Origin of the sequence: Pedobacter sp. Leaf41 (assembly GCF_001422545.1) — a bacterium.
Classification (GTDB): domain Bacteria; phylum Bacteroidota; class Bacteroidia; order Sphingobacteriales; family Sphingobacteriaceae; genus Pedobacter.
In genome coordinates this window covers 854857-876827 of the sequence record NZ_LMLE01000001.1, presented here as the reverse complement: position 1 = coordinate 876827, position 21971 = coordinate 854857, and the positions used below count along the sequence as shown (strand labels likewise).

Sequence of the window (21971 nt, the reverse complement as noted above, 5' to 3'; positions counted from 1 at the left end):
TGCTTTGCAATGTTCATCGGTTCAATGGTCAGTAGTTCGTTGATGTTTAGCACGCATTCTATGCAACTTAACAAATGAACTATTTTACCAATGGCTAATGAATTAATGAACTATTACCACTTTTAACCTGAACAGCTAATGCAGCCTTCTTCCATTGAACAAACTGGGCCGTCAACGATTTCTTCTGCAACCTGGTCTTGAGTCATTTCAGCAGGAATAACTGCTTCAATTGCTTTACCACCTTGGTTTTCTACAGTAAATTTAACTGCTTGAGATGCTGCTTGAGTACGTAAGTAATACATACCGGTTTTCAAACCTTTCTCCCATGCATAAAAGTGCATTGAAGTTAATTTTGAAGTATTTGGTGCATTTACGAACAAGTTCAATGATTGTGATTGACAGATATATGCGCCACGATCTGCAGCCATATCGATGATGTTACGCATCTTAATCTCCCAAACAGTTTTGTACAATTCTTTAATATAATCAGGAATTGCAGCAATACCCTGGATTGAACCGTTAGCCAATATGATTTGATTTTTCATATCGTTGTTCCACAAACCTAAGGCTACCAAATCTTTCAATAAGTGTTTGTTTACAACGACGAACTCTCCACTTAATACACGACGGGTGTAAATGTTTGAAGTATATGGCTCGAAACATTCGTTGTTACCTAGAATTTGAGAAGTAGATGCAGTTGGCATTGGCGCAACCAATAATGAGTTATACACACCATCTTTAACTACTTTCTTGCGTAAAGCATCCCAATCCCATCTTCCGCTATCTGGTGTTACGTTCCATAAATCAAACTGGAATTTACCTTTTGATAATGGCGAACCTTGGAAAGTTTGGTAAGGACCGTTTTTCACCGCTAAATCGTTTGAAGCTGTCATCGATGCGAAATAAATCGTTTCGAAAATATCTTTGTTTAAACGTTTTGCCTCATCACTTTCGAAAGGTAAACGCAATAAGATAAAGGCATCTGCCAAACCTTGAACACCTAAACCAACCGGACGGTGACGCATGTTTGAATTTTCAGCTTCCTGAACCGGGTAATAGTTATGGTCGATGATTTTATTCAGGTTTAAAGTAGCCTGATAAGTTACATCGTATAATTTTTGGTGATCGAAAGCGCCATTGATTACGAAACGTGGTAGAGCTAATGATGCCAGGTTACATACCGCAACCTCATCTTTAGAAGTGTACTCAATAATTTCCGTACATAAGTTAGAAGACTTAATTGTACCTAAATTCTGTTGGTTAGATTTGCTGTTCGCTGCATCTTTAAACAACATATAAGGTGTACCTGTCTCAATTTGAGAATCTAAAATGGCAAACCAAAGTTCCTGAGCTTTGATCGTTTTACGTCCACGGCCTTCAGCTTCATATTTCGTATAAAGATCTTCAAATTCTTTACCGAAACAATCTGCTAACCCTGGTGCTTCGTGTGGGCAGAATAATGTCCAATCACCATTGTCTTTAACACGTTGCATAAACAAATCGTTAATCCAAAGCGCATAGAATAAATCACGGGCACGCATTTCTTCTTTACCGTGGTTTTTACGTAAGTCTAAGAATTCGAAAACATCTGCATGCCAAGGCTCTAAGTAGATAGCGAAAGCACCTTTACGTTTTCCTCCACCCTGATCTACATAACGAGCGGTATCGTTAAACACACGTAACATTGGAATGATACCGTTACTCGTACCATTTGTACCGCCAATATATGAACCTGTTGCACGGATATTGTGGATGCTTAAACCAATACCACCAGCACTTTGAGAAATTTTAGCGGTTTGTTTTAACGTATCGTAAATCCCTTCAATGCTGTCATCTTGCATAGTTAGTAAGAAACACGAAGACATTTGAGGTTTAGGTGTAGCGGCGTTGAACAAAGTTGGAGTAGCATGTGTAAACCAACGCTCGCTCATTAAGTTATACGTTTTAATTGCACTCTCGATATCCTCTTTATGGATACCAACAGAAACACGCATGAATAAGTGTTGCGGACGCTCAACAATTTTACCGTTCACTTTTAAAAGGTAAGATTTCTCTAACGTTTTGAAACCGAAATAGTCGAAACCAAAATCACGGTCGTAAATGATAGAGCTATCTAAGATATCTTTGTTTTTTTCGATGATTTCGTGCACATCATCAGCGATAAGCGGTGCCGCTTTCTGCGCTTTCGGGTCGAAATATTCGTACAACATTTTCATCGTACCCGAGAATGACTTGGTAGTGTTCTTATGCAAGTTAGAAACCGCGATACGCGAAGCTAGCAAAGCATAATCAGGATGTTTCGTAGTTAACGATGCGGCAGTTTCTGCAGCAAGGTTATCCAACTCTGAAGTGGTTACGCCATCATATAAACCCTCGATTACCTTTTTGGCAACATCGATTGGGTCTACCAGTTCTGCGTTTAAACCATAGCACAGTTTTTGAATTCTGGCTGTGATTTTGTCAAATTGCACCGCCTCTTTGCGGCCATCTCTTTTTAGTACGAACATAATTTTTGAGATTTTTCTTTAATGATTGAATGAGTGAGTTTTGAATAAGTGATTTTCCTATCAACCTTTCGAACCAACTCGTAATGTTTTATTTATTTTTCCGAATGATAAAAGAGCACTCTATCATTCATTAATTCAAAATTTTAACTAGAAGTCTTCATCTAAAGAAAACGCTTGTTTATTGTTATCAGCAGAAGTTAACACACCACTTTTCTGGTAATCGCCAACGCGTTTTTCGAAGAAATTCGTTTTACCCTGCAATGAAATCATTTCCATAAAATCGAAAGGATTGGTTGCATTATAGATTTTCTTATAACCCAATTCCTGTAACCATCTGTCGGCAACAAACTCGATGTATTGGCTCATCAACTTTGCATTCATTCCGATTAAAGCAACCGGTAATGCATCGGTAATAAATTCTTTTTCAATTTCAACAGCATCGCTGATGATAGAATGAACTTGCTCTTCACTCAATTTGTTGCTTAACATGCTATACAATAAGCAAGCAAATTCGCAGTGCGAACCTTCATCTCTGGAAATTAACTCGTTACTGAAAGTTAATCCAGGCATTAAACCACGTTTTTTCAACCAGAAGATAGAACAAAAACTTCCGCTGAAGAAAATACCTTCAACAGCAGCAAACGCTACCAAACGCTCAGCAAAAGTTCCGTTTTCAATCCAGCGAAGCGCCCATTCTGCCTTTCTTTTTACTGCCGGAACAGTATCAATAGCATGGAATAAACGATCTTTTTCTTCAGGATCTTTGATATACGTGTCTATTAATAAAGCATAGGTTTCGGCATGGATGTTTTCCATCATAATCTGGAAACCATAAAAACAACGAGCTTCTGGCAACTGCACTTCACTCATGAAGTTTACCGCCAGGTTTTCGTTAACAATACCATCACTAGCAGAAAAGAAAGCAAGGATGTGGGAAATGAAATGTCTTTCGCCATCATTTAAACTATCCCAGTGCTTTTGGTCATCAGAAAGATCGATTTCTTCTGCTGTCCAGAAACTAGCTTCGGTCTTTTTATACATTTCCCAAATTGCCGGGTATTTAATCGGCAAAAGCACAAATCTATCTTTGTTTTCTTGTAGTAATAATTCCTGTTCCATATCTGATACTTTAATATTTTATTCCATTTTAGTTAGAGCCGACAAAACCACGCATCCACCAATTTTATATAGTGATTGAAATGTTTCGTATTAAAACTCTAGTGCAAGTGTTAACCCTTGGCGAATGACAAACAACAGAGTCTTTAGTAGGGAAAATTTAGATTTGTTATCAGAGTGATACACCTGTAAATTACTAAAAACTAAGCTTTTATATTTGTTTTCAAACGCAAGAAGTTAAAGAACTTTGTTATAACAAATATATACACGGAGGGGCTTTTTTGTGAACCAAAGTTGTTAACACTACGCTGAATCTGGTGGAGAAAACGATCGGCTAAATATCATTTTCAAGCGAAAAAAAAGCTAATCCTTTCTTTTCAAGGGTTTAGCAAACCAGAATAAGTGTTAATAACTTAAATTTGAGGTGTATAGCATGTGTACAATAGAGCAAAAAGGAATATTACTCCACACTATAACTTAGATTTACTTTGGCTATGCCTTTATGATAGATACCAATCTCTTTAGCAGCGCTTTCTGATAGATCTATTGCCAATCTTTTAGAGAAAGGACCGCGATCATTTACCTTTACTGTTACTGATTTTCCGTTGTCGGGATTGGTTACTTTGATCATTGTGCCGAATGGCAAAGTGCGGTGAGCGGCGGTGAATTTTTTGGCTCTGTATTTGGCGCCGCTAGTGGTGCGGCGGCCTTCGAATTTTCTGTGATAATAAGTTGCAAGAACTGTTTTGCTAACGCTGTCTGGTTCATTTGAGGGACCGGATTGCTTTGCTTTACCTTGTAAAAACAGGAAACAAAAACTTAATAACAGAAGATACTTCATAGGCTAAAATTTTTATATCGAGCCTGCAAATATAAGCATTTAGTTTATAATCAATAATTTGTGGAAAAACAGCCTGATTTTCAACAACAAAAAAGGCGTACAACTTGTCGCTGTACGCCTCTACCTAACCTCACTACATCCACCTTATTTCTTGTCTGGCACAAAATTCATCGAGATAGAATTTACACAATGACGGGTGTCTTTAGCGGTAAATCCTTCCCCTGTAAAAACGTGACCTAAGTGTGCACCACAGTTGGCACAAACTATTTCTATACGCGATCCGTCAGCGTCAGGAATCCGTTTTACAGCACCCTTAATTTCATCGTCGAAAGCCGGCCAACCACAACGAGCATCAAACTTACTTTCCGAACGGTACAACTCCGCATTGCAACGTTTGCAAGTATATGTTCCTTTATCTGTGGTATGCTCATACTTTCCTGTGCCAGGATATTCTGTTCCTTTATTAACAATTACTCTTTCTTCTTCGGGTGTTAATGTGTTCCAGTTCATTTTCTTTTTTATAATATTTTCTGATGACTGTGCTGATTTTGTTTCTTTCTTGTCTTGCTTTTGTGCGCAAGCAGAAAGACTTCCAATTAAAACAACAGCCGAGATCAAAAATAGTTTATTTAACATCGTTTTCATACTACAATATACGCTACAAATTTTGTTTTGGTTTGTGGGTTTAAAGGTTTGGCTTAGTGTTTACAAAGGAATGATAAATCATCATCCTAACAGCTTGCTTAAACAGGAAATAAAAGAAAAATTGCCACGGAAACACGGAATACACGGAACCAATATCAAAAAACCATATTAGCCTTTGTTTGGACACAAACATCAGTGTAGATACCTACTAAAATTGCTTAAAAAACAACTCGTCGTATTTCAAGCGTTGGCTTGCCAAAATTCAATACTAAACCAACTTTACAATCAGCACATTTCAAGTAATTTATAGTTTGAGCTAGATCTTCATTTGCAATTCCACTTTTTGATTTTATTTCCAGTATGACCGAATCGAAAACCATAAAATCAGCATAAAAACTATGTGGCAACAAAGTATCTTTATAAAAAACCGGGTAATGCTTTTCACGTTCGTAATGGTAGCCCCTACTTTCCAATTCAATACAAAGCGCATCTTTGTAAACAATCTCCAGAAAACCGCAGCCTAAATCTTTATGAACTTCGATTGCAGCATTAATAATTAAGTTAGTTTCATTTTTATAGGGAAGATTATCTTGTCTTATTTGATAATCCATAAAAGATAATTTTAACTAATCTAATCAAATTTCTTTGTTTTCTTTTTTAACGTTTGCTTTCCCACACTCTGAAAAAAAAATTTTTTCATTCTCTTTCACCTTTTTTAAATTCCGTGTCTTCCGTGTTTCCGTGGCAAATAATATTCACCCCTTTTATTAATTCCTTAACAATCAAGGTCGCCTTCAACAAAAATTTTTTCACCAATCCCTTCCATTTTCTTTTTCCCTTTTTAAGTTTCCGTGTCTTCCGTGTTTCCGTGGCAAATAACTAAGCATACAAAAAAAGCGTTCCGAAGTTAATCGAAACGCTTTCATTTATGTAAATTTAAAATCTTACTTTGCTAATTCTTCCGCCATTGCAGCGCCAATTTCAGCAGGACTTTCTACTACACGAATACCACACTCACGCATGATTTTCATTTTAGCAGCAGCAGTATCATCAGCACCACCTACAATTGCACCAGCGTGACCCATTCTACGTCCGGCAGGAGCAGTTTGACCAGCGATGAAACCAACAACAGGCTTAGTACCGTTTTCTTTAATCCAACGAGCGGCTTCAGCTTCCATTCCGCCACCAATTTCACCAATCATGATGATACCATGAGTTTCAGGATCGTTCATTAATAACTTCACCGCTTCAACAGTTGGCGTACCAATAATTGGGTCGCCACCGATACCGATAGCAGTAGTAATACCTAAACCAGCTTTAACAACCTGATCTACCGCTTCGTAAGTTAAAGTTCCTGATTTTGAAACCACACCTACATGACCTTTTTTGAAGATAAAACCTGGCATGATACCAATTTTAGCTTCATCAGCAGTAATTACACCTGGGCAGTTAGGGCCGATAAGCGTAACATCACGGTCAGAAATATATTCTTTAACCTGAATCATATCCTTAGTCGGGATACCTTCAGTAATACAAACAATCACTTTAATGCCACCATCGGCAGCTTCCATAATCGCATCAGCAGCAAAAGCCGGTGGAACGAAAATGATAGATACATTTGCTCCTGTTTTATCAACAGCATCTTTAACAGTATTAAAAACAGGCTTTTCTAAATGTAATTGCCCACCTTTGCCAGGCGTAACACCACCAACTACGTTTGTACCGTACGCCAACATTTGTTCTGCGTGGTATGTTCCTTCGTTTCCGGTAAAACCCTGAACGATAACCTTAGAATCTTTATTTACTAAAACGCTCATGTATCAATATTTTTTTGTGCAAAGCTAATATTATTGACTGGAAAGTCAAGCTTAAAAATAGATTATTTAGCCCATTTTTTCATGAAAATGTAAGGAGTTCGCCTATGGCAGTTGTGGTCCTGCTATTCACTTTACTCCGTTGCACTTCGTGTTCGTTGCTATCAGGTTTATTTAACAAAACTTCTTCGCCTTTGGCAACCCGAAGTAAAACGCCTAATTTTACTTAAGCCTAAAGCTGAAAGTAGAAAGACCAAAGCTAAAAGCATGATGCAAAATAATACAGCCAAAAAGAGTGTAACATGAAAAACAAGGTTTTTATCCTTCTTACATTATTGATAGCCATTGCTTTTGGCGCCAAAGGGCAAAGTAACGACACGTCGAAATACATATTACAAAACGATATCGAAGTGGCGAAAAAAGAACCCGGCACACACAAGGGTGGTGGCGAAACCATTGGATACAATTTCTTTGGTGATGCCAAAAATCTTAAAACGGCTTTCCGCAAAAGGATTTTAAAACCCGGTTCATCCATCGGCTATCATTTGCACAAAGAAGATGAAATATATTACGTAATCAGTGGAAATGGCACCATGCAGATGAATGGGAAAACATTTCCGATTAAACCTGGCGATGCGATTTTAACGCGTCCGGGGAGTTCGCATGGCATTAAGCCAAACGATGATAATGATTTAACGATATTAATTGTTTACGAGAAAAAATAGGTTAGTTAAGGAGTAAATCCCTCAATTCAGCAATCGGTATTACAAATTCCGACCAACACAATTACAAATCCCGACCAGCTATTAGCAATAAACGGGCTTGAATGCTTTTCTTTTTGCAATAACCTTAAATGAGCTGTCATGCCGAGGAACGAAGCATCTGCAACCTATGAAACAGACACTTCGTTCCTCCTCATAACAGAAATCATAAAAGAGATAAAACCAAAAGCCGGACTAACTTTAATGGTTAATCCGGCTTTTGGTTATTTTTATTATAACTCGCTAGCAAGAGACTCAAGACTTTCGACTCTAGACTAACGACTAAAAACTTATTTCCATCCCTTCGCCCACTCTGCTTGTGCAGCATCATCCTGAAAAGTCCAAGCGACAAAACGGCTGATTTTTTGTCCCTGGCTCATTTGCACCGTACGCACTTCGAAGGCGTTTGCATTAACCAAAGCGCTGTAAATACTTTTTAAGTTCGCACTTTTCGATACCAATGAAGTAAACCATAACACCTGGTTTTTAATTTGTGCGCTTTGAATAATCATTTGCTCCACGAAAGCTCGTTCACCGCCTGGGCACCAAAGCTCAGCCTTGTTTCCACCGAAGTTTAAAACGTGTTTTACTTCTTTTTCGTTGCCACCCAAGTTACGCCATTTCTGGCGGGTACCTTGCTCTGCCTCTTTTAAAGATGCGTGAAAAGGCGGATTGCAAACCACAGCATCGAAACGCTCTTTTGCACCTACAATATTTCTAAAAATACCCATTTTAGAAGATTGCTGACGAATTTCTACCGCACCCTGCAACGGCTTATTTGCTTCAATAATTCGTTTGGCAGAATCAACAGAAAGCGGGTCAATTTCAGAACCTACGAAATTCCAACCATATTCCTGATGACCAACAATTGGGTAAATACAATTTGCACCCACGCCAATATCAAGTACATTTACACTCGCTCCTTTGGGATTTTTACCCTTGTTGCTCGAACCCAAAAGATCGGCAACATAGTGAATGTAATCAGCCCTGCCAGGTATTGGCGGACAAAGAAAATCCTGAGGAATATCCCATTGAGAGATATTATAAAAATATTTTAGCAATGCTCTGTTAAGTGCTTTAACGGCATTTTGATCTGCAAAATCAATAGAATCGTCGTTATGCTCGTTTTTAAAAACGAAACGTTTCAATTCTTTTGATGCAGCAGTAAGTTGTTTAAAATTATAACGCGAACGGTGTTTGTTGCGTGGATGTAACTCGCTTTTTTCTTTGCGGTTATTTTGTTCTTCTTGAGCCAATGTGATCTGGTTTAACTAAACATGCTGTGTGCATGTTTCTGGTACAAAGGTAAGTTAAATAGTTGGTTTATGTGTTGTGCGTTGCCTGTTACATGTTATCTGTCATAGTTCCAATAAAAAGCAAAAGAAGCTATCGCTCACTTTTGTGTTAGCATCTCGAGACGATCTAATGAATACACCTCTAAAATATTGGGAAACAAGAATCCAGTCTGGTAACCAATAACTGGTAGCTCACAACACGTTAACTTTCCTCATTTTTCTCAATCGCTGCTGGCTGGATTGCTTTTAAATACTTTGCCTGATCAAACTGATTTTCGCTTTTGGCAATTACGATTGTCGCCACACCGTTCCCAATAACATTGGTAATGGCTCGAGCCTCACTCATAAAACGATCGACACCAATTAAAATAGAAATATGCTCGATGGGCATTATTTTTAAAGCCGTAAGCGTAGAAACCAACACGATAAAACCACTTCCTGTAACGCCTGCAGCACCCTTTGAGGTAACCATCAACACGCCTAAAACAGTAATTTGCTGACCCAGAGATAAATCAACATGAAAAACCTGACAAAGGAAAATTACGGCCATGGCGAGATAAATTGCTGTACCATCTAAATTAAACGAATATCCTGTTGGGATGACTAAACCCACCACAGATTTATCGCAACCAATAGCTTCCATTTTTTGCATCATACTAGGCAAAGCTGATTCAGAAGAAGAGGTGCCCAAAACAATCAAAATCTCCTGGCGAATAAATTTGAGATAAGCCCACAAGCTGAACTTATAATACCTACAGATGCCATTGAGCACCACAAAAATGAATAAAATGCAAGTTAGATAAACCGAGCCCATAAGTTTAGCCATCCCGAATATGCTTTGCAAACCATGTGTACCGATGCTAAAAGCCATTCCTCCGAAAGCACCGATTGGCGCTAAACGCATAATCACTTTCATGATTTTAAATAGCACTTTTGAAATCTTATCAAAGGCATTTAACACAGAAGTACCCTCGCCTCCTAGTTTATTTAACCCGTATCCGAATAGAATGGCAAAAAGCAAAATTTGGAGAATATTTCCTTCAGCAAAAGCTGCGATCACATTATGGGGAATGATATGCAAGAAAAACTCGGCCCAATTCATGTCTTTTGCCTGCGCTGCATAACCCGAAATTTTTGATGCGTCGCCTGCTTTCGCAATCACACCTGCTCCGGGTTTAAGCACATTTGCAACCAGCAAACCGACTGCTATGGCCACTGTACTCACGATTTCAAAATACAGCAATGCCTTTCCTCCCACTCGGCCAACTTTTTTCATGTCACCCATGTGGGCAATTCCCAAAACAATGGTGAAGAAAATAATAGGTGCAATGAGCATACTAATCAGGTTAATAAAACCCTGACTAATCAATTTGGCTGTCGATGCAAACTCAGGAAAGTAGGTCCCAACAAAGATCCCGATGATAATTGCGATGATAACCTGAAAAGTTAAATTGGAAAGAATAGATTTCATTTTGGTTTTTTAAAAACGAAATATAGCTTATATTTTTATCTTACCTTGAAAATAGCTAAAACAACAGGAGATAAAATGTTTGTTTATCAAAATCATTCAGTTTTCTGCCCATTTTTTACTGAAAATATTTTTATTATTCAGTAATTCATATATTTAGCCAACCGAAACCAACGAACTATACATGTCTGTTTATAATTTATCTGCGGAAAAAATATTGCTGCAAAAAATTGCCGGTGGCGATGAAATTGCTTTTAAGCATGTTTTTGAGCTTTATAAAAATAGGGTTTACAGTTTCGTGGTTAGATTTGTACATTCTAAAGCTGATGCGGAAGAAATTGTTCAGGACACTTTTTTTACCATCTGGCAGAAAAGAGATACGCTACCGAATATTGAGCATCCCCGAAACTACATTTACACAATTGTTCGTAACAAAACCTATAATTATTTAAACCGGGCTGCTAAAAATCAGAAAATACTGGCCCAGCTATGGGCAAATATGCAGGTAGAAAGCAATGGTATTGAAGAACAAACTGACTTTAAGGATAGTGAAATGCTAATCAACAGGGGGCTGGCAAATTTATCAGAGCAGAAACAGCAGATTTTTAAAATGAGCCGCTTTGATGGTTTGAGCCACGAGGAAATTGCCCTTCAGGTTGGCTTATCAAAAAGCAGGGTGAAGAACGTTATAGTTGATGTGCTAAAATACCTTCGCCACTACCTTTCGATTAATACACTTAAAATAAGTATAACTGCATATTTTGTTTGGTTGCTTTCTTAATCTACTTAAAATATTTAGCCATAAACTGATTAATGGCCTTGGTTATTGATTTCACATACTCGGGCCTTTTTTTATCATCCATCCTTACATCCGAATTAAACTCCAGCTGGATTGCAGAAATGTTTCCAGAAAATTTAGAGCCATGCCTTGCCGTGTTGTAACCGCCGTTAAAGTACCTGCCATCCGGAAAAAATTCTTCATCAACCGGGTTTGGAACCGATTTGCCAGGAGTAGCCAAGATATCTTTCTCGCTTAACAAGGTACCCATAGCATAATCACCTTTTATTAGCTCAGTCATTGTGGCCTTGCCACTTTTGACCATAGCTTTTACGCTTGATTTATCGGCATATTGCTCCAAATCGTTGGATTTGAAATCTTTGCCTTTTAAAAGCAAACCAATTTCTGTGCGTTGCGGGCGGTGTGCATTTCCATGAATATCAAACAGCAAGCCCTCATTATTTTTAAGCACCTGCGCTTTCGCATCATCAATGAAAGCATGAAATGCTTTCCAGGCAGCTTCGGCATTTACATCGCCCTGCGCAGCTAAAGACATTGCCCGGTTCGCATCCAGCTTACTTCTGTGTAAATGGTTTAAAATGATGTGTGGCCTTAATCCTGTTGTTCTTTTTATTTCCTCGGCTAGTGCCTGGGTAAGCTCAAGGGTTTTAGAATCCGATACTGCAGAGAAACTTTCGGTGTCGCCATAGCCATTATCTTCGGCTTTAACTACGTATTCATTCGTTCTAGTTCTGATGAAATCCGGTTTCAAACTTCCGCCATGTGGCGAAGTTAAAATTAGTTTAGATTTATGATCGCCTGCGATGTATTCTATTGCCAGCGCATATTCGCCCGATGGCGCAGTTACGTTAAAGGTATAGGTTTTGCCCGGTTGGTAATGCCTGGTAGTATCCTGAAAGCCCGGTGATAAGATTTTGTTGGCCATTAGGTCTGAAGTACAGATCGTCAAAATGAAAGCAATTAGAATGGTTGTTTTTCTACACATTTTTTGAAGTTTAAGCTTAAATGATAGACCGGACACAACAACTAAAGGACCGCTAAAAAAAATATTTTTATTTCCCGCGGTCCCTTGTATCCACTTAATAGTCTATGTATTAAAGGCGCAATTTTGCCAATCCCGACATGCCTGAAAACAACGACAGAATTAACGATTTACTGGATCAATATGTAAACAAAACTATCACGGAAGAAGATTTCGCGGAGCTATTTAATTACATCAGCAAAGAGGAGTACAAACCGCTTTTGGATGATTACATGAAAAAATTGGATAAGGTTACCTCACCAGATGCCGATGTACACCATGTTGATTGGAACTACATGTACCAAAACATCGTAGTTGATAAAAAAGAAAGATCGAAAACGGCAATCATCATCTCCCTTGCTAAAAAATTAACAATTGCGGCCTCGCTGGTCATTGTTGGTTACTTAGGGTATCATATCTACAACAAGCAAAAGGTTCCACAACCTACTGTACAAATCGTAAAAAAAGATTTGCTTCCCGGAGGAGATAAAGCTATTTTAAAATTGGCTGATGGTTCTGAAATCATCTTAAATGATGCGCAGAAGGGAACACTTACCCGGCAAGGCGCATCAAATATCAACAAAAGCGATGAGGGTTTTATTGAGTATGCAGTTAACGATAAAGGAGAGCAGAACGTATATACCAATACCTTATCTACACCCCGCGGCGGCCAGTACCGTTTAATGTTGCCTGATAAAAGCTTGGTTTGGCTTAATGCCGAATCATCCATCACTTTCCCTACAGCATTTGTGGGCAGCCAAAGAAAAGTTATGGTCACAGGTGAAGTTTATTTTGAAGTATCGAAAGATAGAACCAAACCATTTGTTGTAGAAAGCGAACAGGCAAACGTAGCAGTTTTAGGTACACATTTTAATGTAAACCTTTATCCTAACGAAGAAAATGCCGCTGTTACCTTATTAGAGGGATCAATAAAATTGAATCATAACAATGTCTCGAAAATTCTGGTTCCTGGCCAGCAAGCTGTTTTTGATGCAAATAGTTCCCGCATTTTGCTTAGAAATGTTGATGTAGATAATGTGGTAGACTGGAAAAACGGGCTATTTATTTTCGAAGATGCCAGTATAAAAGATGTGATGCGCCAGGTGGAGCGATGGTATAATGTAGAGGTGAAATACGTTGGTAAAACACCAAGCATTAAGTTTAACGGGGTAGTAAGTCGCAATAACAATGTTTCGAAGTTATTAAAACTGCTTCAGGCAGCTGGAAACGTAGAATTTAATATTAACAATAAAACGATAGAAGTGAAACCAATCAGCAAGTAACGTATGAAGTAAAGCCAAAAACCATAATAGCAAAAAAATCTTCCCGGTTGCACCCGGAAAGATTTAATTAAAGCTGCAAGCAGCAGTTTTGGGCTATAAAAATTTATCAACTTATCAATAAACCCAAACCAAAACAAACTTATGAAAGATTGTCTACAATCTCAAACGGGCAGCCCCATGCCCAAACCAACTACAAAATTAAAAGGAACCTGTTATGCGTTTAAAGCTTTTTTGGTTATGAAACTAGCGGCAATAATTATTTTTTGCTTATCGCTCCAGGTGAGTGGTAAAACAATGGCCCAGAAAATCACACTTACCGCAAATAATGCTTCCTTAAAAACTATTTTCAAGGAGATAAGAAAACAAACCGGCTATTATTTCATCTACAGTAATGAAGTAATTGAAGAAGCTAATCTGGTTAATGTAAAGGCAAAAGATCAGGGTTTGGATGAGCTGTTAAAAAATATTTTTAGCAGGCAGCCACTAAATTACGCCATCGAAGATAAAACCATTATTGTAAGCGTAAAACCTGTGGCTAAAGTGTTCGGGGTAGATCGGATTATCTCGGGCGTGGTAAGCAGCAGCGATGACAATACTACCTTACCAGGAGTTTCTGTACGAGTAAAAAGTAAAGGTAACGGTGTAATTACCAATTCTGACGGAAAGTATACCATTACGCTTCCAACAGGAGAAACCACCTTAGTTTTTTCATACCTGGGTTATACCTCGAAAGAAGTTATAGTTGGCGCCAATAACACGTTAAATGTTCAGTTAACCATCGAGAACAAGCAGCTGGAAGAAGTTGTTGTTCAGGCATATGGTACGGTTAGAAAGAGCGCATTGACCAACTCCGTATCAACAATCAATTCGAAAGAACTGGAAAACCGGCCAATTTCGAACCTGGCAACGGCATTAGTTGGTGCTGCGCCCGGTATTCAAACCACTACGGGAAGCGGTCAGCCTGGCGCTGGCCCGAGCGTACGTATTCGTGGTTTCGGTACCATCAACGGAGGTTCTGATCCATTATATGTTGTAGATGGCGCACCTTATGAGGGCGCACTGAATAACTTAAATCCTGATGATATCGAAAATATTTCTGTTTTAAAAGATGCATCGGCATCAGCGCTTTATGGTTCAAGAGGTGCAAATGGTGTGATTCTAATTACTACAAAAAAAGGGAAGGATGTGGCCCCGAAGCTTACTTTGAAAACAACGCAGGGTTTAAATTCAAGAGGTTTGTCTGATTACGAGAAAGTTGATGCTTTCCAGTATTACCCGCTACTTTGGGAATCAATGCGGAATAGTTTAGTATCCGGTGGCGCAACACTTGATGCGGCAAACACGCAGGCATCAAATAATATCGTCGGATCGTTAATTTCAAATCCATTTACTGTAGCCGATAACCACGTAGTGTTAACTAATGGAACGATAAATCCGGCGGCTTCTCTAATCTATCCTGAAGACTTAAACTGGGTAAATCAGCTGAGACGCACCGGCATACGCAGCGAATATAATATGAATTATAGCGGAGCGAGTAACAAAAGCGATTTCTTTGGTTCCCTGGCTTATTTAAAAGATGAGGGTTACTCTGTATTAACGGATTTCAACAGGTATAGCGGCAGGGTAAATATAAATACCCACGTAAAAAAATGGATTAAAACCGGCATTAACCTTTCGGGTTCAGTTCAAAAAACAAACGTTGGCAATCAAGAGAGCGGAATCTGGGAAGATCCATTTTATACTGATTTAATTTTTGCACCAATTTATGCTGTACACAAGCATAATGCCGACGGAAGTTACTTACTGGATGCGCTAGGAAATCAGGTGTATGATGAAGGTTACACCCGCCCTATTGCTCCTGGCAGAAACGTGTTAGCAGAAACAGAATACAATGAGAATTACACCGAGCGTAATTTTATCAGCGGGCGTACATTCGCTGAGATTTCTTTCTTAAAGAATTTTAAGCTGACTACCAATTTCAGTCTGGACTTAAACAACTACAAATTTAACGTTTTTGATAGCCCTATTATCGGCGACGGTTTGACCTCCAATGGAAAAAGTAACCGCACTAGCTCAACAACCAGAACAATCAATATTAACCAGTTATTAAACTACAACCGTTCTTTCGGAAGCCATAATATTGATGTATTGGCTGGCCACGAGGCTTACCAACGCCGTTATGATTATAATTTTGGCAGTGCATCCGGTCAAATTGTTTCAGGATCAACTGAACTTAAAAACTTTGCTACAATTCTTTCTTTAACTTCTTATCAGGATAACTACCGGATTGAGTCCTATTTCGGAAGGTTCCAATACGACTATGATGGAAAATATTTTGTTTCCGGATCTTACCGTACAGATGGATCTTCAAAATTCTCTCCGGTAAACCGCTGGGGAGAATTTTGGTCTGTAGGTGCTGGATGGCAAATCAATAAAGAAAAATTCTTTAATGTTAGCTGGGTTGATAATTTAAAACTTCGTGGCTCTTATGGCCAGGTAGGGTCTGATGATTTGGGAAGTTATTACCTGTATCAAACTTTTTATGATACTGGCTTTAAAAATGGTAATGAAGCAGGTATCAAGCAAGCTTTGGCACTTGGAAATGAAGATATCCAATGGGAATCGACCAATAGTATGGATATTGCCCTGGAGTTTGGCTTTTTGAAAAACCGCATTTCAGGTAGTGTTGAATATTTTAACCGTTATACCGATAACCTTTTATTTAACGTACAACTTGCCCTCTCTTCGGGGTTAAATACACAAAACCAAAACTTCGGCAGTCTTTACAATCGTGGTGTAGAGATTCAGTTAGATGGTACGCCAATCAAGACCAAAAGCTTTAAATGGAATGTTGGCGTTAACTGGACAACCTTTACCAATAAGATTTCCAAGTTACCCTACGATGAGTTTATCGATGGCACCAAGAAATATATGGTAGGCCAATCTCGCTATGATTATTGGCTGAGAGATTATTATGGCATAGATCCTGATACAGGTTCTGAACTTTTTGTGGCCGGGCCGGCAGCAACGACTACCAAGACCATGCCCGATGGCACGGTGGTAACCACGAGCGGTACCAATGCCTTGTACCATTATGCAGGTTCATCTATTCCTGATTTCTATGGCAGTATCAACAATACCTTTACATACAAAAATTTCGCATTGGATTTCAGATTTATCTATCAGGTTGGCGGCGTTTCTTTTGATGGCGATTACCAGTCTCTGATGTCTAACGGCACTTATGGAAGAGCATTACATGTTGATGCCTTAGATCGTTGGCAAAAACCAGGTGATGTAACAAATGTACCCAGGCGAGCAATTGGAACTACAACGTACGATAGCGATCGCTGGTTGGTAGATGCTTCTTATTTATATTTAAGAGCAGCGAACTTTAGTTACACCGTACCAAAAACATTTTCCCGCAAACTATCGATTACCAATGCAAGAATCTTTGTAACCGGCGAAAATTTATTTATGCGCTCATACCGGAAAGGCTTTGATCCATCGCAGGCATACAACGGAAATTCGAGCTACACTTATGCTCCAAACAGAATTGTTTCTTTAGGTTTAAATGTAACGCTTTAAAATATCATCATGAAAAATTGTAAAATCACTTCAGTAATCATGCTTATGATAGCATTGTTTACTTCATGTAAAAAAGATTTTCTGGAAACCTTCCCAACTGATCAGGTTGCGCAAACAACGGCTTTCGAATCTATTGCCAATGCAAAACTTGCCGTAAACGGGATGTATCGTTTAATGTATCTTCAAATTTCAAATCAGTCGCAGGATGCACATGGTGCCATGATGTTGAATATGGATGCCATGGGCGAAGATTTTGTATGGTCAGGAAATACTTACAGTTATTTTAAGCCCGCACTAAGATGGATCGATCACCGAAGTGCATCAAGCTCACTTGCCGCTTTCCCTTATTTACTATACTACCGGATTAACAGTAATGCCAATATGATTATCGAAAACATCGATAAGATTGATGGTGCTGCGAATGAAAAAGCTGTGATTAAAGGCGAAAGCTTAGCTGTTAGGGCCTGGTGCCATTTTAACCTGATCCAACTTTATGGCAAACGTTATGAAGCAGGAAAGCAGAACACACAGGCAGGTATTCCAATCATTATCTCAACGGAGGGTGTAGATCAACCGCGTTCATCGGTAGAAGCCGTTTATACTCAGATCAATCAAGATTTAAATCAGGCGATTTCTCTTTTAGAAAACGCAACAGCCAGATCAGCAAAGACCCATGTAAACTTAAATGTCGCCAAAGGCTTTAAAGCAAGGGTTGCACTAACTATGCAGGATTATGCCAACGCGGTGAAATATTCAAAAGAAGCCAGAACTGGTTTCTCTTTAATGACAAATACGGATTATCTGGGTGGATTTACTTCGATTTCGAATGTGGAATGGATGTGGGGTGCTAACCAGTTAACAGATCAGGTACCAAGCTTTGGTTCTTTCTATTCTTACGTATCGGGTAATTTTAATTCGTCGTGGAACAGGCTCGAGCCCAAGATGATCAACTCTCTTTTATATGCTAAAATCCCCAGTACAGATATCCGAAAAAAATTATGGTGGGATGGTACCACTGCAGATAAAGTTAATTTCCCTGGTGCAATAGATGCCGCAACGGGTGCTGCCGCATCAAATGTAAGGGTAATTAAATACATGCACAGAAAATTCAAAGTTCTGGATGTTACCAGCCGGGCCGGCGATATCCCCTTTATGCGGGTTGCCGAAATGTACCTGATAGAAGCTGAAGCTTTGGCACGAAGCGGACAGGATGCTGCTGCAGCTGCTGCACTATACCCACTAGCGGTAAACAGAAACCCAAATTATGTACTATCTGCAAAAACAGGCGCAGCTTTAATCGATGAAATAATGGTACAAAGACGTATTGAACTGTGGGGCGAAGGCTTCCGTTTCTACGACCTGAAACGTACAGATGCCGACATGGACAGGAACGGAATGGATAACCCTAGAGTAAGTAGCACCGTAACCTACACCGATATTGCCAATACTTTATTTAAAGCTCGGGCATCGCAAAATAACCTTTGGGAATACAGAATTCCTCAAGATGAAATTGATGTAAACAAGGCCATTGGTCCTGAAGATCAAAACCCTTAAAGATTTCTCTTCTCGTTGAACAGGCTGTCGTGAGGCAGCCTTGTTTCTTATTTTAAAACTTTCACATCGTGATTAAATTACAAAATCAAACGGCTTTTATAGTAATCCTCGCAGCATTCATATTAGCATGTAAAACTAAAAGTTTAACGCAAAGTATTAATGAACACGCATCAAAAGCAACCACAAATTTCCAAATAAGAAAGACTTATCGCTTTAATAAAAATCAGATTCTGTTAACCAATAACTTTGGTGGCGCCAGGCTAAATTCAATTTCACAGGAAAACGATAGCACCTTTAACATTGAGATTGCTCCCGAAAACGAGCCCATCAATCCCAGCCCATGGTATGCTTTTAAAGTTTGGTCGGCACAGAAAAAAAATCTTTACGTTAACCTCAATTATAAAGGTACTTCACATCGCTACAACCCTAAATACCGTTATCAACATCAGCCCTGGAAAGATCTTGCTGATGTCAAAATCAATCAGAATAAAAAGCAAGCCTCTTTTAAACTATCAGCAAACAACGATACCATATTGGTTGCTGCACAGGAACTGTTAAGTGCTTCGGATAATTATCATTGGGAAGATAGCTTGGTCAGGCTTCCTCAGGTAAAAAAGCAAAAAATTGGTGAAAGTATTTTGGGTAAACCCATTAATGCAATAAACATTGGTAATCAAAGCAAAAAACTGATTGTGGTATTGAGCAGGCAGCATCCACCTGAGGTTACGGGTTATATGGCCATGCAGGAATTTATCAGAACCGTAACTGCCAATACTGAACTGGGAAAGAGCTTCAGAATGAAATTCGAGCTGCTCTTAATTCCGGTAATTAATCCTGATGGTGTGGATGAAGGCAACTGGCGACATAATGTGGCCGGTGTAGATTTAAACCGCGATTGGGAAAACTTTGCACAACCGGAAACAAGAGCGGTTAAAGATTATCTCTTAAAAAAAATTACGCAGCAAAATGCAAAGGTATATTTCGGGATAGATTTCCATTCAACCTATTACGATATATTTTACACCAATGAAGACCAGCCTCAGAACAAAACCAATTTACCGGGTTTTACGCGGAAATGGCTCCACGCTTTTAGCGAAAGTATCCCCGGTTTTAAGCCTAATATTAAACCATCTCCAAATGGTGGTAATGTATCTAAAAGCTGGATGGGGAGGGTTTTGCATGCAGAAGCATTAACCTATGAGGTTGGAGATGATACGCCCCGGACTTTGCTTAAACTAAAAGGTAAGGTTGCAGCCGAGAAAATGATGGAATTATTGCTGGCCACTGAAAATAAATAATAGGATTACCTTCAAAATTGCAATATAATCGAAAGAAATCTTTAATTGACTAGATAAAAAAAGCACGAAGCAATTCTATCATTTAGCTTGCTTCGTGCTTTTAATTGAGGTTAGGGTTTAATATCAATTACATCTCCTGCGGTAAAAATTCCAAATTCGGATTGCTTAAATTTCATCAAACCTTTATCTGTTTTTTTTAATTCTTTTGGATTAGCCAATCTAACCACCTGACTTTCGCCAGCAACTGTGGCTTTATTGCCATGAACAATAATTGCTGTACTTTCATCGATACCGACACAAACCAAATCAGGATGGGCCGCAAGAGCAGAAATTAAACGGTTGTAGCGGTTTCTTTTTAAGAAATGTTGATCAATAATTGTATTTTCCAACAAACCCATGCCCGGCAAAAATTCAATGTTTTTATCCCAAAGCTTGTTAAAAGTTTCTTTGTAAACGGTATCTAAAAGTTGTTTTCCGGTAATCATATATTTACTCATCACCGCAGCGCCAGCGCTTGTTCCGGCAATAGTAGCGCCGTTTTGATAAGCTTTATGAATGGCGGTGTAAACTGGTGTATTCAAAACCACATTCATAAAACGGCTTTGATCGCCGCCCAGGATATAAATAAGCTTTGCGCTGGATAAGGAATCAGTCCACTTTTTATCATTTACGTCATGCTCTGCGAAATTGAAGTTTTTAATTACTCTGGGATCAAGCTTTTGCAACTGAGCGGAAAGTGTGCCAAAACCAACATCAGGAACTTCACTGGCCATTGGCAGAACAACAATGTAATCGCTCGGTTTTAATTCGGCAGTATTAAGCATTTGCTTCATTAATTCATCAGAACGATTGCCGCCGCCGATGATAAAGAGATTTCCTTTTGTAGCTTTACTTTGTGCATTTAGCATTAAGGAAAAGCCAACTAAAGCAAATATTAGAAATAACTTTTTCATTATTTATAAATGTTTACTTCAATTTTCCCATCAGCAGTAATTGCACCGCGATACATGCCTTCAGTATTAAAAGGCATCGCAATATTTCCTTTTTTATCCAATGCAATTAAGCCACCATCGCCACCCATTTTACCAACTTTATCTAATGCCATTTTAGATGCTACGGCAACAGACAAACCTTTGTATTCCATTAGATCGGAAATGGTTTTGGCTACTACATTACGGATGTAAAATTCGCCCCAACCAGTGCAAGAAACACCAGCTGTTTCATTGTTGCAATAAGTTCCAGAGCCAATAATTGGCGCATCGCCCACGCGACCGTATTTTTTGTTGGTCATTCCACCTGTAGACGTACCGGCAGCCAAATTACCTGCTTTATCTAAGGCCACGCAACCAACAGTACCGAATTTGTAATCGTGATTTTTACTCCCTAACAATTCTGATTTTTTACTCCCATGATCCAAAACCGCTTTGGTTGAATCTTCTTTTATCGCTTGTTGTAATCCATCCCAACGCTCTTTAGTCCAGTAATATTTCGGATCAACAATTTCCAAACCAGCATCTTTTGCGAATAGATCCGCACCAGCGCCAACCATCATCACATGCTCCGATTTTTCCATCACCGCTCTTGCTGCAGAAATTGGATTTTTCACTGTGGTCACTCCGGCAACCGCTCCTGCCATCAATGTTTTACCATCCATAATGGCGGCGTCCAGTTCGTTTTTACCATCGTGGGTGAAAACCGCACCTTTACCAGCGTTGAAATGTGGGTCGTTTTCCATCACATGAATAGTTGCTTCCACTGCATCTAAACTGGTTTTGCCCGATTTAATTTTTTCATAACCTGCCTGCAAAGCCTGGGTTAAAACAGCAATATAAGCAGCTTCTTTTTCAGGGGTCATATTTTTTTTTAAAATGGTTCCGGCACCGCCGTGAATAACCATTACATATTTTTTCTGCTGCGCAGAAACATTCAATGCTAACACAGAGAATAGTAATACCGTAAATAATTTCAATGTTCTCATTTTATT

The 21971-nt window shown here is 39.0% G+C and carries 17 protein-coding genes; 6 read left to right on the top strand and 11 right to left on the bottom strand.

Annotation, left to right across the window (positions count from 1 at the left end; genetic code table 11):
• Positions 1-122 precede the first annotated feature (122 nt).
• The 6 genes from ASE92_RS03730 to sucD all read right to left on the bottom strand — a co-directional run bounded on the left by ASE92_RS03730 (position 123) and on the right by sucD (position 6926).
• A complete protein-coding gene (locus tag ASE92_RS03730; RefSeq protein ID WP_056848725.1) occupies positions 123-2507 on the bottom strand; it encodes a ribonucleoside-diphosphate reductase subunit alpha in 2385 nt (794 codons plus the stop codon).
• A 147-nt stretch (positions 2508-2654) separates the two neighbouring features.
• On the bottom strand, positions 2655-3626 hold the full coding sequence (locus tag ASE92_RS03725) for a ribonucleoside-diphosphate reductase small subunit (protein ID WP_056848724.1): 972 nt from the start codon (positions 3624-3626) through the stop codon (positions 2655-2657).
• Between the two features lie 457 nt (positions 3627-4083).
• On the bottom strand, positions 4084-4464 hold the full coding sequence (locus tag ASE92_RS03720) for a septal ring lytic transglycosylase RlpA family protein (RefSeq protein WP_056848723.1): 381 nt from the start codon (positions 4462-4464) through the stop codon (positions 4084-4086).
• Positions 4465-4608: 144 nt separating this feature from the next.
• Positions 4609-5109, bottom strand: coding sequence for a methionine-R-sulfoxide reductase (locus ASE92_RS03715; RefSeq protein WP_200926317.1), 501 nt, complete (start codon positions 5107-5109; stop codon positions 4609-4611).
• Positions 5110-5327: 218 nt separating this feature from the next.
• Positions 5328-5720, bottom strand: coding sequence for a GxxExxY protein (locus ASE92_RS03710; protein ID WP_056848722.1), 393 nt, complete (start codon positions 5718-5720; stop codon positions 5328-5330).
• A 333-nt stretch (positions 5721-6053) separates the two neighbouring features.
• Complete coding sequence (sucD, locus tag ASE92_RS03705) at positions 6054-6926, bottom strand: succinate--CoA ligase subunit alpha (protein ID WP_056848721.1); 873 nt, start codon at positions 6924-6926, stop codon at positions 6054-6056.
• Between the two features lie 299 nt (positions 6927-7225).
• On the opposite strand from sucD, the gene ASE92_RS03700 reads away from it, so the two are divergent.
• Positions 7226-7648, top strand: coding sequence for a cupin domain-containing protein (locus tag ASE92_RS03700; RefSeq protein ID WP_056848720.1), 423 nt, complete (start codon positions 7226-7228; stop codon positions 7646-7648).
• 326 nt (positions 7649-7974) lie between these two features.
• Here ASE92_RS03700 and rlmF read toward each other — a convergent pair whose 3' ends face one another.
• Together rlmF and dctA are read right to left on the bottom strand one after the other, a co-directional pair.
• Positions 7975-8940, bottom strand: coding sequence for a 23S rRNA (adenine(1618)-N(6))-methyltransferase RlmF (rlmF, locus tag ASE92_RS03695; RefSeq protein WP_082454898.1), 966 nt, complete (start codon positions 8938-8940; stop codon positions 7975-7977).
• 241 nt (positions 8941-9181) lie between these two features.
• Complete coding sequence (dctA, locus tag ASE92_RS03690) at positions 9182-10450, bottom strand: C4-dicarboxylate transporter DctA (RefSeq protein WP_056848718.1); 1269 nt, start codon at positions 10448-10450, stop codon at positions 9182-9184.
• Between the two features lie 181 nt (positions 10451-10631).
• On the opposite strand from dctA, the gene ASE92_RS03685 reads away from it, so the two are divergent.
• Positions 10632-11228, top strand: a complete 597-nt coding sequence (locus ASE92_RS03685; protein WP_056848717.1) for an RNA polymerase sigma factor — start codon at positions 10632-10634, stop codon at positions 11226-11228.
• A 1-nt stretch (position 11229) separates the two neighbouring features.
• Here the strand turns inward: ASE92_RS03685 and ASE92_RS03680 are convergent, their stop codons facing one another.
• Positions 11230-12231, bottom strand: coding sequence for a hypothetical protein (locus tag ASE92_RS03680; protein WP_157255619.1), 1002 nt, complete (start codon positions 12229-12231; stop codon positions 11230-11232).
• A 137-nt stretch (positions 12232-12368) separates the two neighbouring features.
• Between ASE92_RS03680 and ASE92_RS03675 the strand changes: the two genes are divergently transcribed.
• The 4 genes from ASE92_RS03675 (at position 12369) to ASE92_RS03660 (ending at position 19987) form a co-directional block, all read left to right on the top strand.
• Positions 12369-13550: a FecR family protein gene (locus tag ASE92_RS03675; protein WP_056848715.1), complete on the top strand. Its 1182-nt coding sequence runs from the start codon at positions 12369-12371 to the stop codon at positions 13548-13550.
• A gap of 141 nt (positions 13551-13691) precedes the next feature.
• Positions 13692-17135 (top strand): TonB-dependent receptor, encoded by a 3444-nt coding sequence (locus tag ASE92_RS03670; protein ID WP_056848714.1) that lies wholly within the window; start codon positions 13692-13694, stop codon positions 17133-17135.
• 9 nt (positions 17136-17144) lie between these two features.
• Positions 17145-18689: a RagB/SusD family nutrient uptake outer membrane protein gene (locus ASE92_RS03665; protein ID WP_056848713.1), complete on the top strand. Its 1545-nt coding sequence runs from the start codon at positions 17145-17147 to the stop codon at positions 18687-18689.
• A gap of 68 nt (positions 18690-18757) precedes the next feature.
• A complete protein-coding gene (locus ASE92_RS03660; protein WP_056848712.1) occupies positions 18758-19987 on the top strand; it encodes a M14 family metallopeptidase in 1230 nt (409 codons plus the stop codon).
• Between the two features lie 110 nt (positions 19988-20097).
• Here the strand turns inward: ASE92_RS03660 and ASE92_RS03655 are convergent, their stop codons facing one another.
• Both ASE92_RS03655 and ASE92_RS03650 read right to left on the bottom strand, forming a co-directional pair.
• The gene (locus ASE92_RS03655) at positions 20098-20940 is read right to left on the bottom strand and encodes a cyanophycinase (RefSeq protein ID WP_056848711.1); all 843 of its coding nucleotides are present in this window, start codon (positions 20938-20940) and stop codon (positions 20098-20100) included.
• The gene (locus ASE92_RS03650; RefSeq protein WP_082454896.1) at positions 20940-21965 is read right to left on the bottom strand and encodes an isoaspartyl peptidase/L-asparaginase family protein; all 1026 of its coding nucleotides are present in this window, start codon (positions 21963-21965) and stop codon (positions 20940-20942) included. Before ASE92_RS03650 ends, ASE92_RS03655 begins: the two co-directional genes overlap by 1 nt.
• Positions 21966-21971 lie beyond the last annotated feature (6 nt).

What these genes read in the sequence shown, in the direction of transcription:
- ASE92_RS03700 (WP_056848720.1), top strand. Translation starts at nt 7,226, where the DNA reads ATGAAAAACAAGGTTTTTATCCTTCTTACATTATTGATAGCCATTGCT.
- ASE92_RS03680 (WP_157255619.1), bottom strand. Translation starts at nt 12,231, where the DNA reads ATGTGTAGAAAAACAACCATTCTAATTGCTTTCATTTTGACGATCTGT.
- ASE92_RS03715 (WP_200926317.1), bottom strand. Translation starts at nt 5,109, where the DNA reads ATGAAAACGATGTTAAATAAACTATTTTTGATCTCGGCTGTTGTTTTA.
- ASE92_RS03710 (WP_056848722.1), bottom strand. Translation starts at nt 5,720, where the DNA reads ATGGATTATCAAATAAGACAAGATAATCTTCCCTATAAAAATGAAACT.
- dctA (WP_056848718.1), bottom strand. Translation starts at nt 10,450, where the DNA reads ATGAAATCTATTCTTTCCAATTTAACTTTTCAGGTTATCATCGCAATT.
- ASE92_RS03725 (WP_056848724.1), bottom strand. Translation starts at nt 3,626, where the DNA reads ATGGAACAGGAATTATTACTACAAGAAAACAAAGATAGATTTGTGCTT.
- ASE92_RS03650 (WP_082454896.1), bottom strand. Translation starts at nt 21,965, where the DNA reads ATGAGAACATTGAAATTATTTACGGTATTACTATTCTCTGTGTTAGCA.
- sucD (WP_056848721.1), bottom strand. Translation starts at nt 6,926, where the DNA reads ATGAGCGTTTTAGTAAATAAAGATTCTAAGGTTATCGTTCAGGGTTTT.
- ASE92_RS03685 (WP_056848717.1), top strand. Translation starts at nt 10,632, where the DNA reads ATGTCTGTTTATAATTTATCTGCGGAAAAAATATTGCTGCAAAAAATT.
- ASE92_RS03730 (WP_056848725.1), bottom strand. Translation starts at nt 2,507, where the DNA reads ATGTTCGTACTAAAAAGAGATGGCCGCAAAGAGGCGGTGCAATTTGAC.
- ASE92_RS03670 (WP_056848714.1), top strand. Translation starts at nt 13,692, where the DNA reads ATGAAAGATTGTCTACAATCTCAAACGGGCAGCCCCATGCCCAAACCA.
- ASE92_RS03655 (WP_056848711.1), bottom strand. Translation starts at nt 20,940, where the DNA reads ATGAAAAAGTTATTTCTAATATTTGCTTTAGTTGGCTTTTCCTTAATG.
- ASE92_RS03720 (WP_056848723.1), bottom strand. Translation starts at nt 4,464, where the DNA reads ATGAAGTATCTTCTGTTATTAAGTTTTTGTTTCCTGTTTTTACAAGGT.
- ASE92_RS03675 (WP_056848715.1), top strand. Translation starts at nt 12,369, where the DNA reads ATGCCTGAAAACAACGACAGAATTAACGATTTACTGGATCAATATGTA.
- ASE92_RS03665 (WP_056848713.1), top strand. Translation starts at nt 17,145, where the DNA reads ATGAAAAATTGTAAAATCACTTCAGTAATCATGCTTATGATAGCATTG.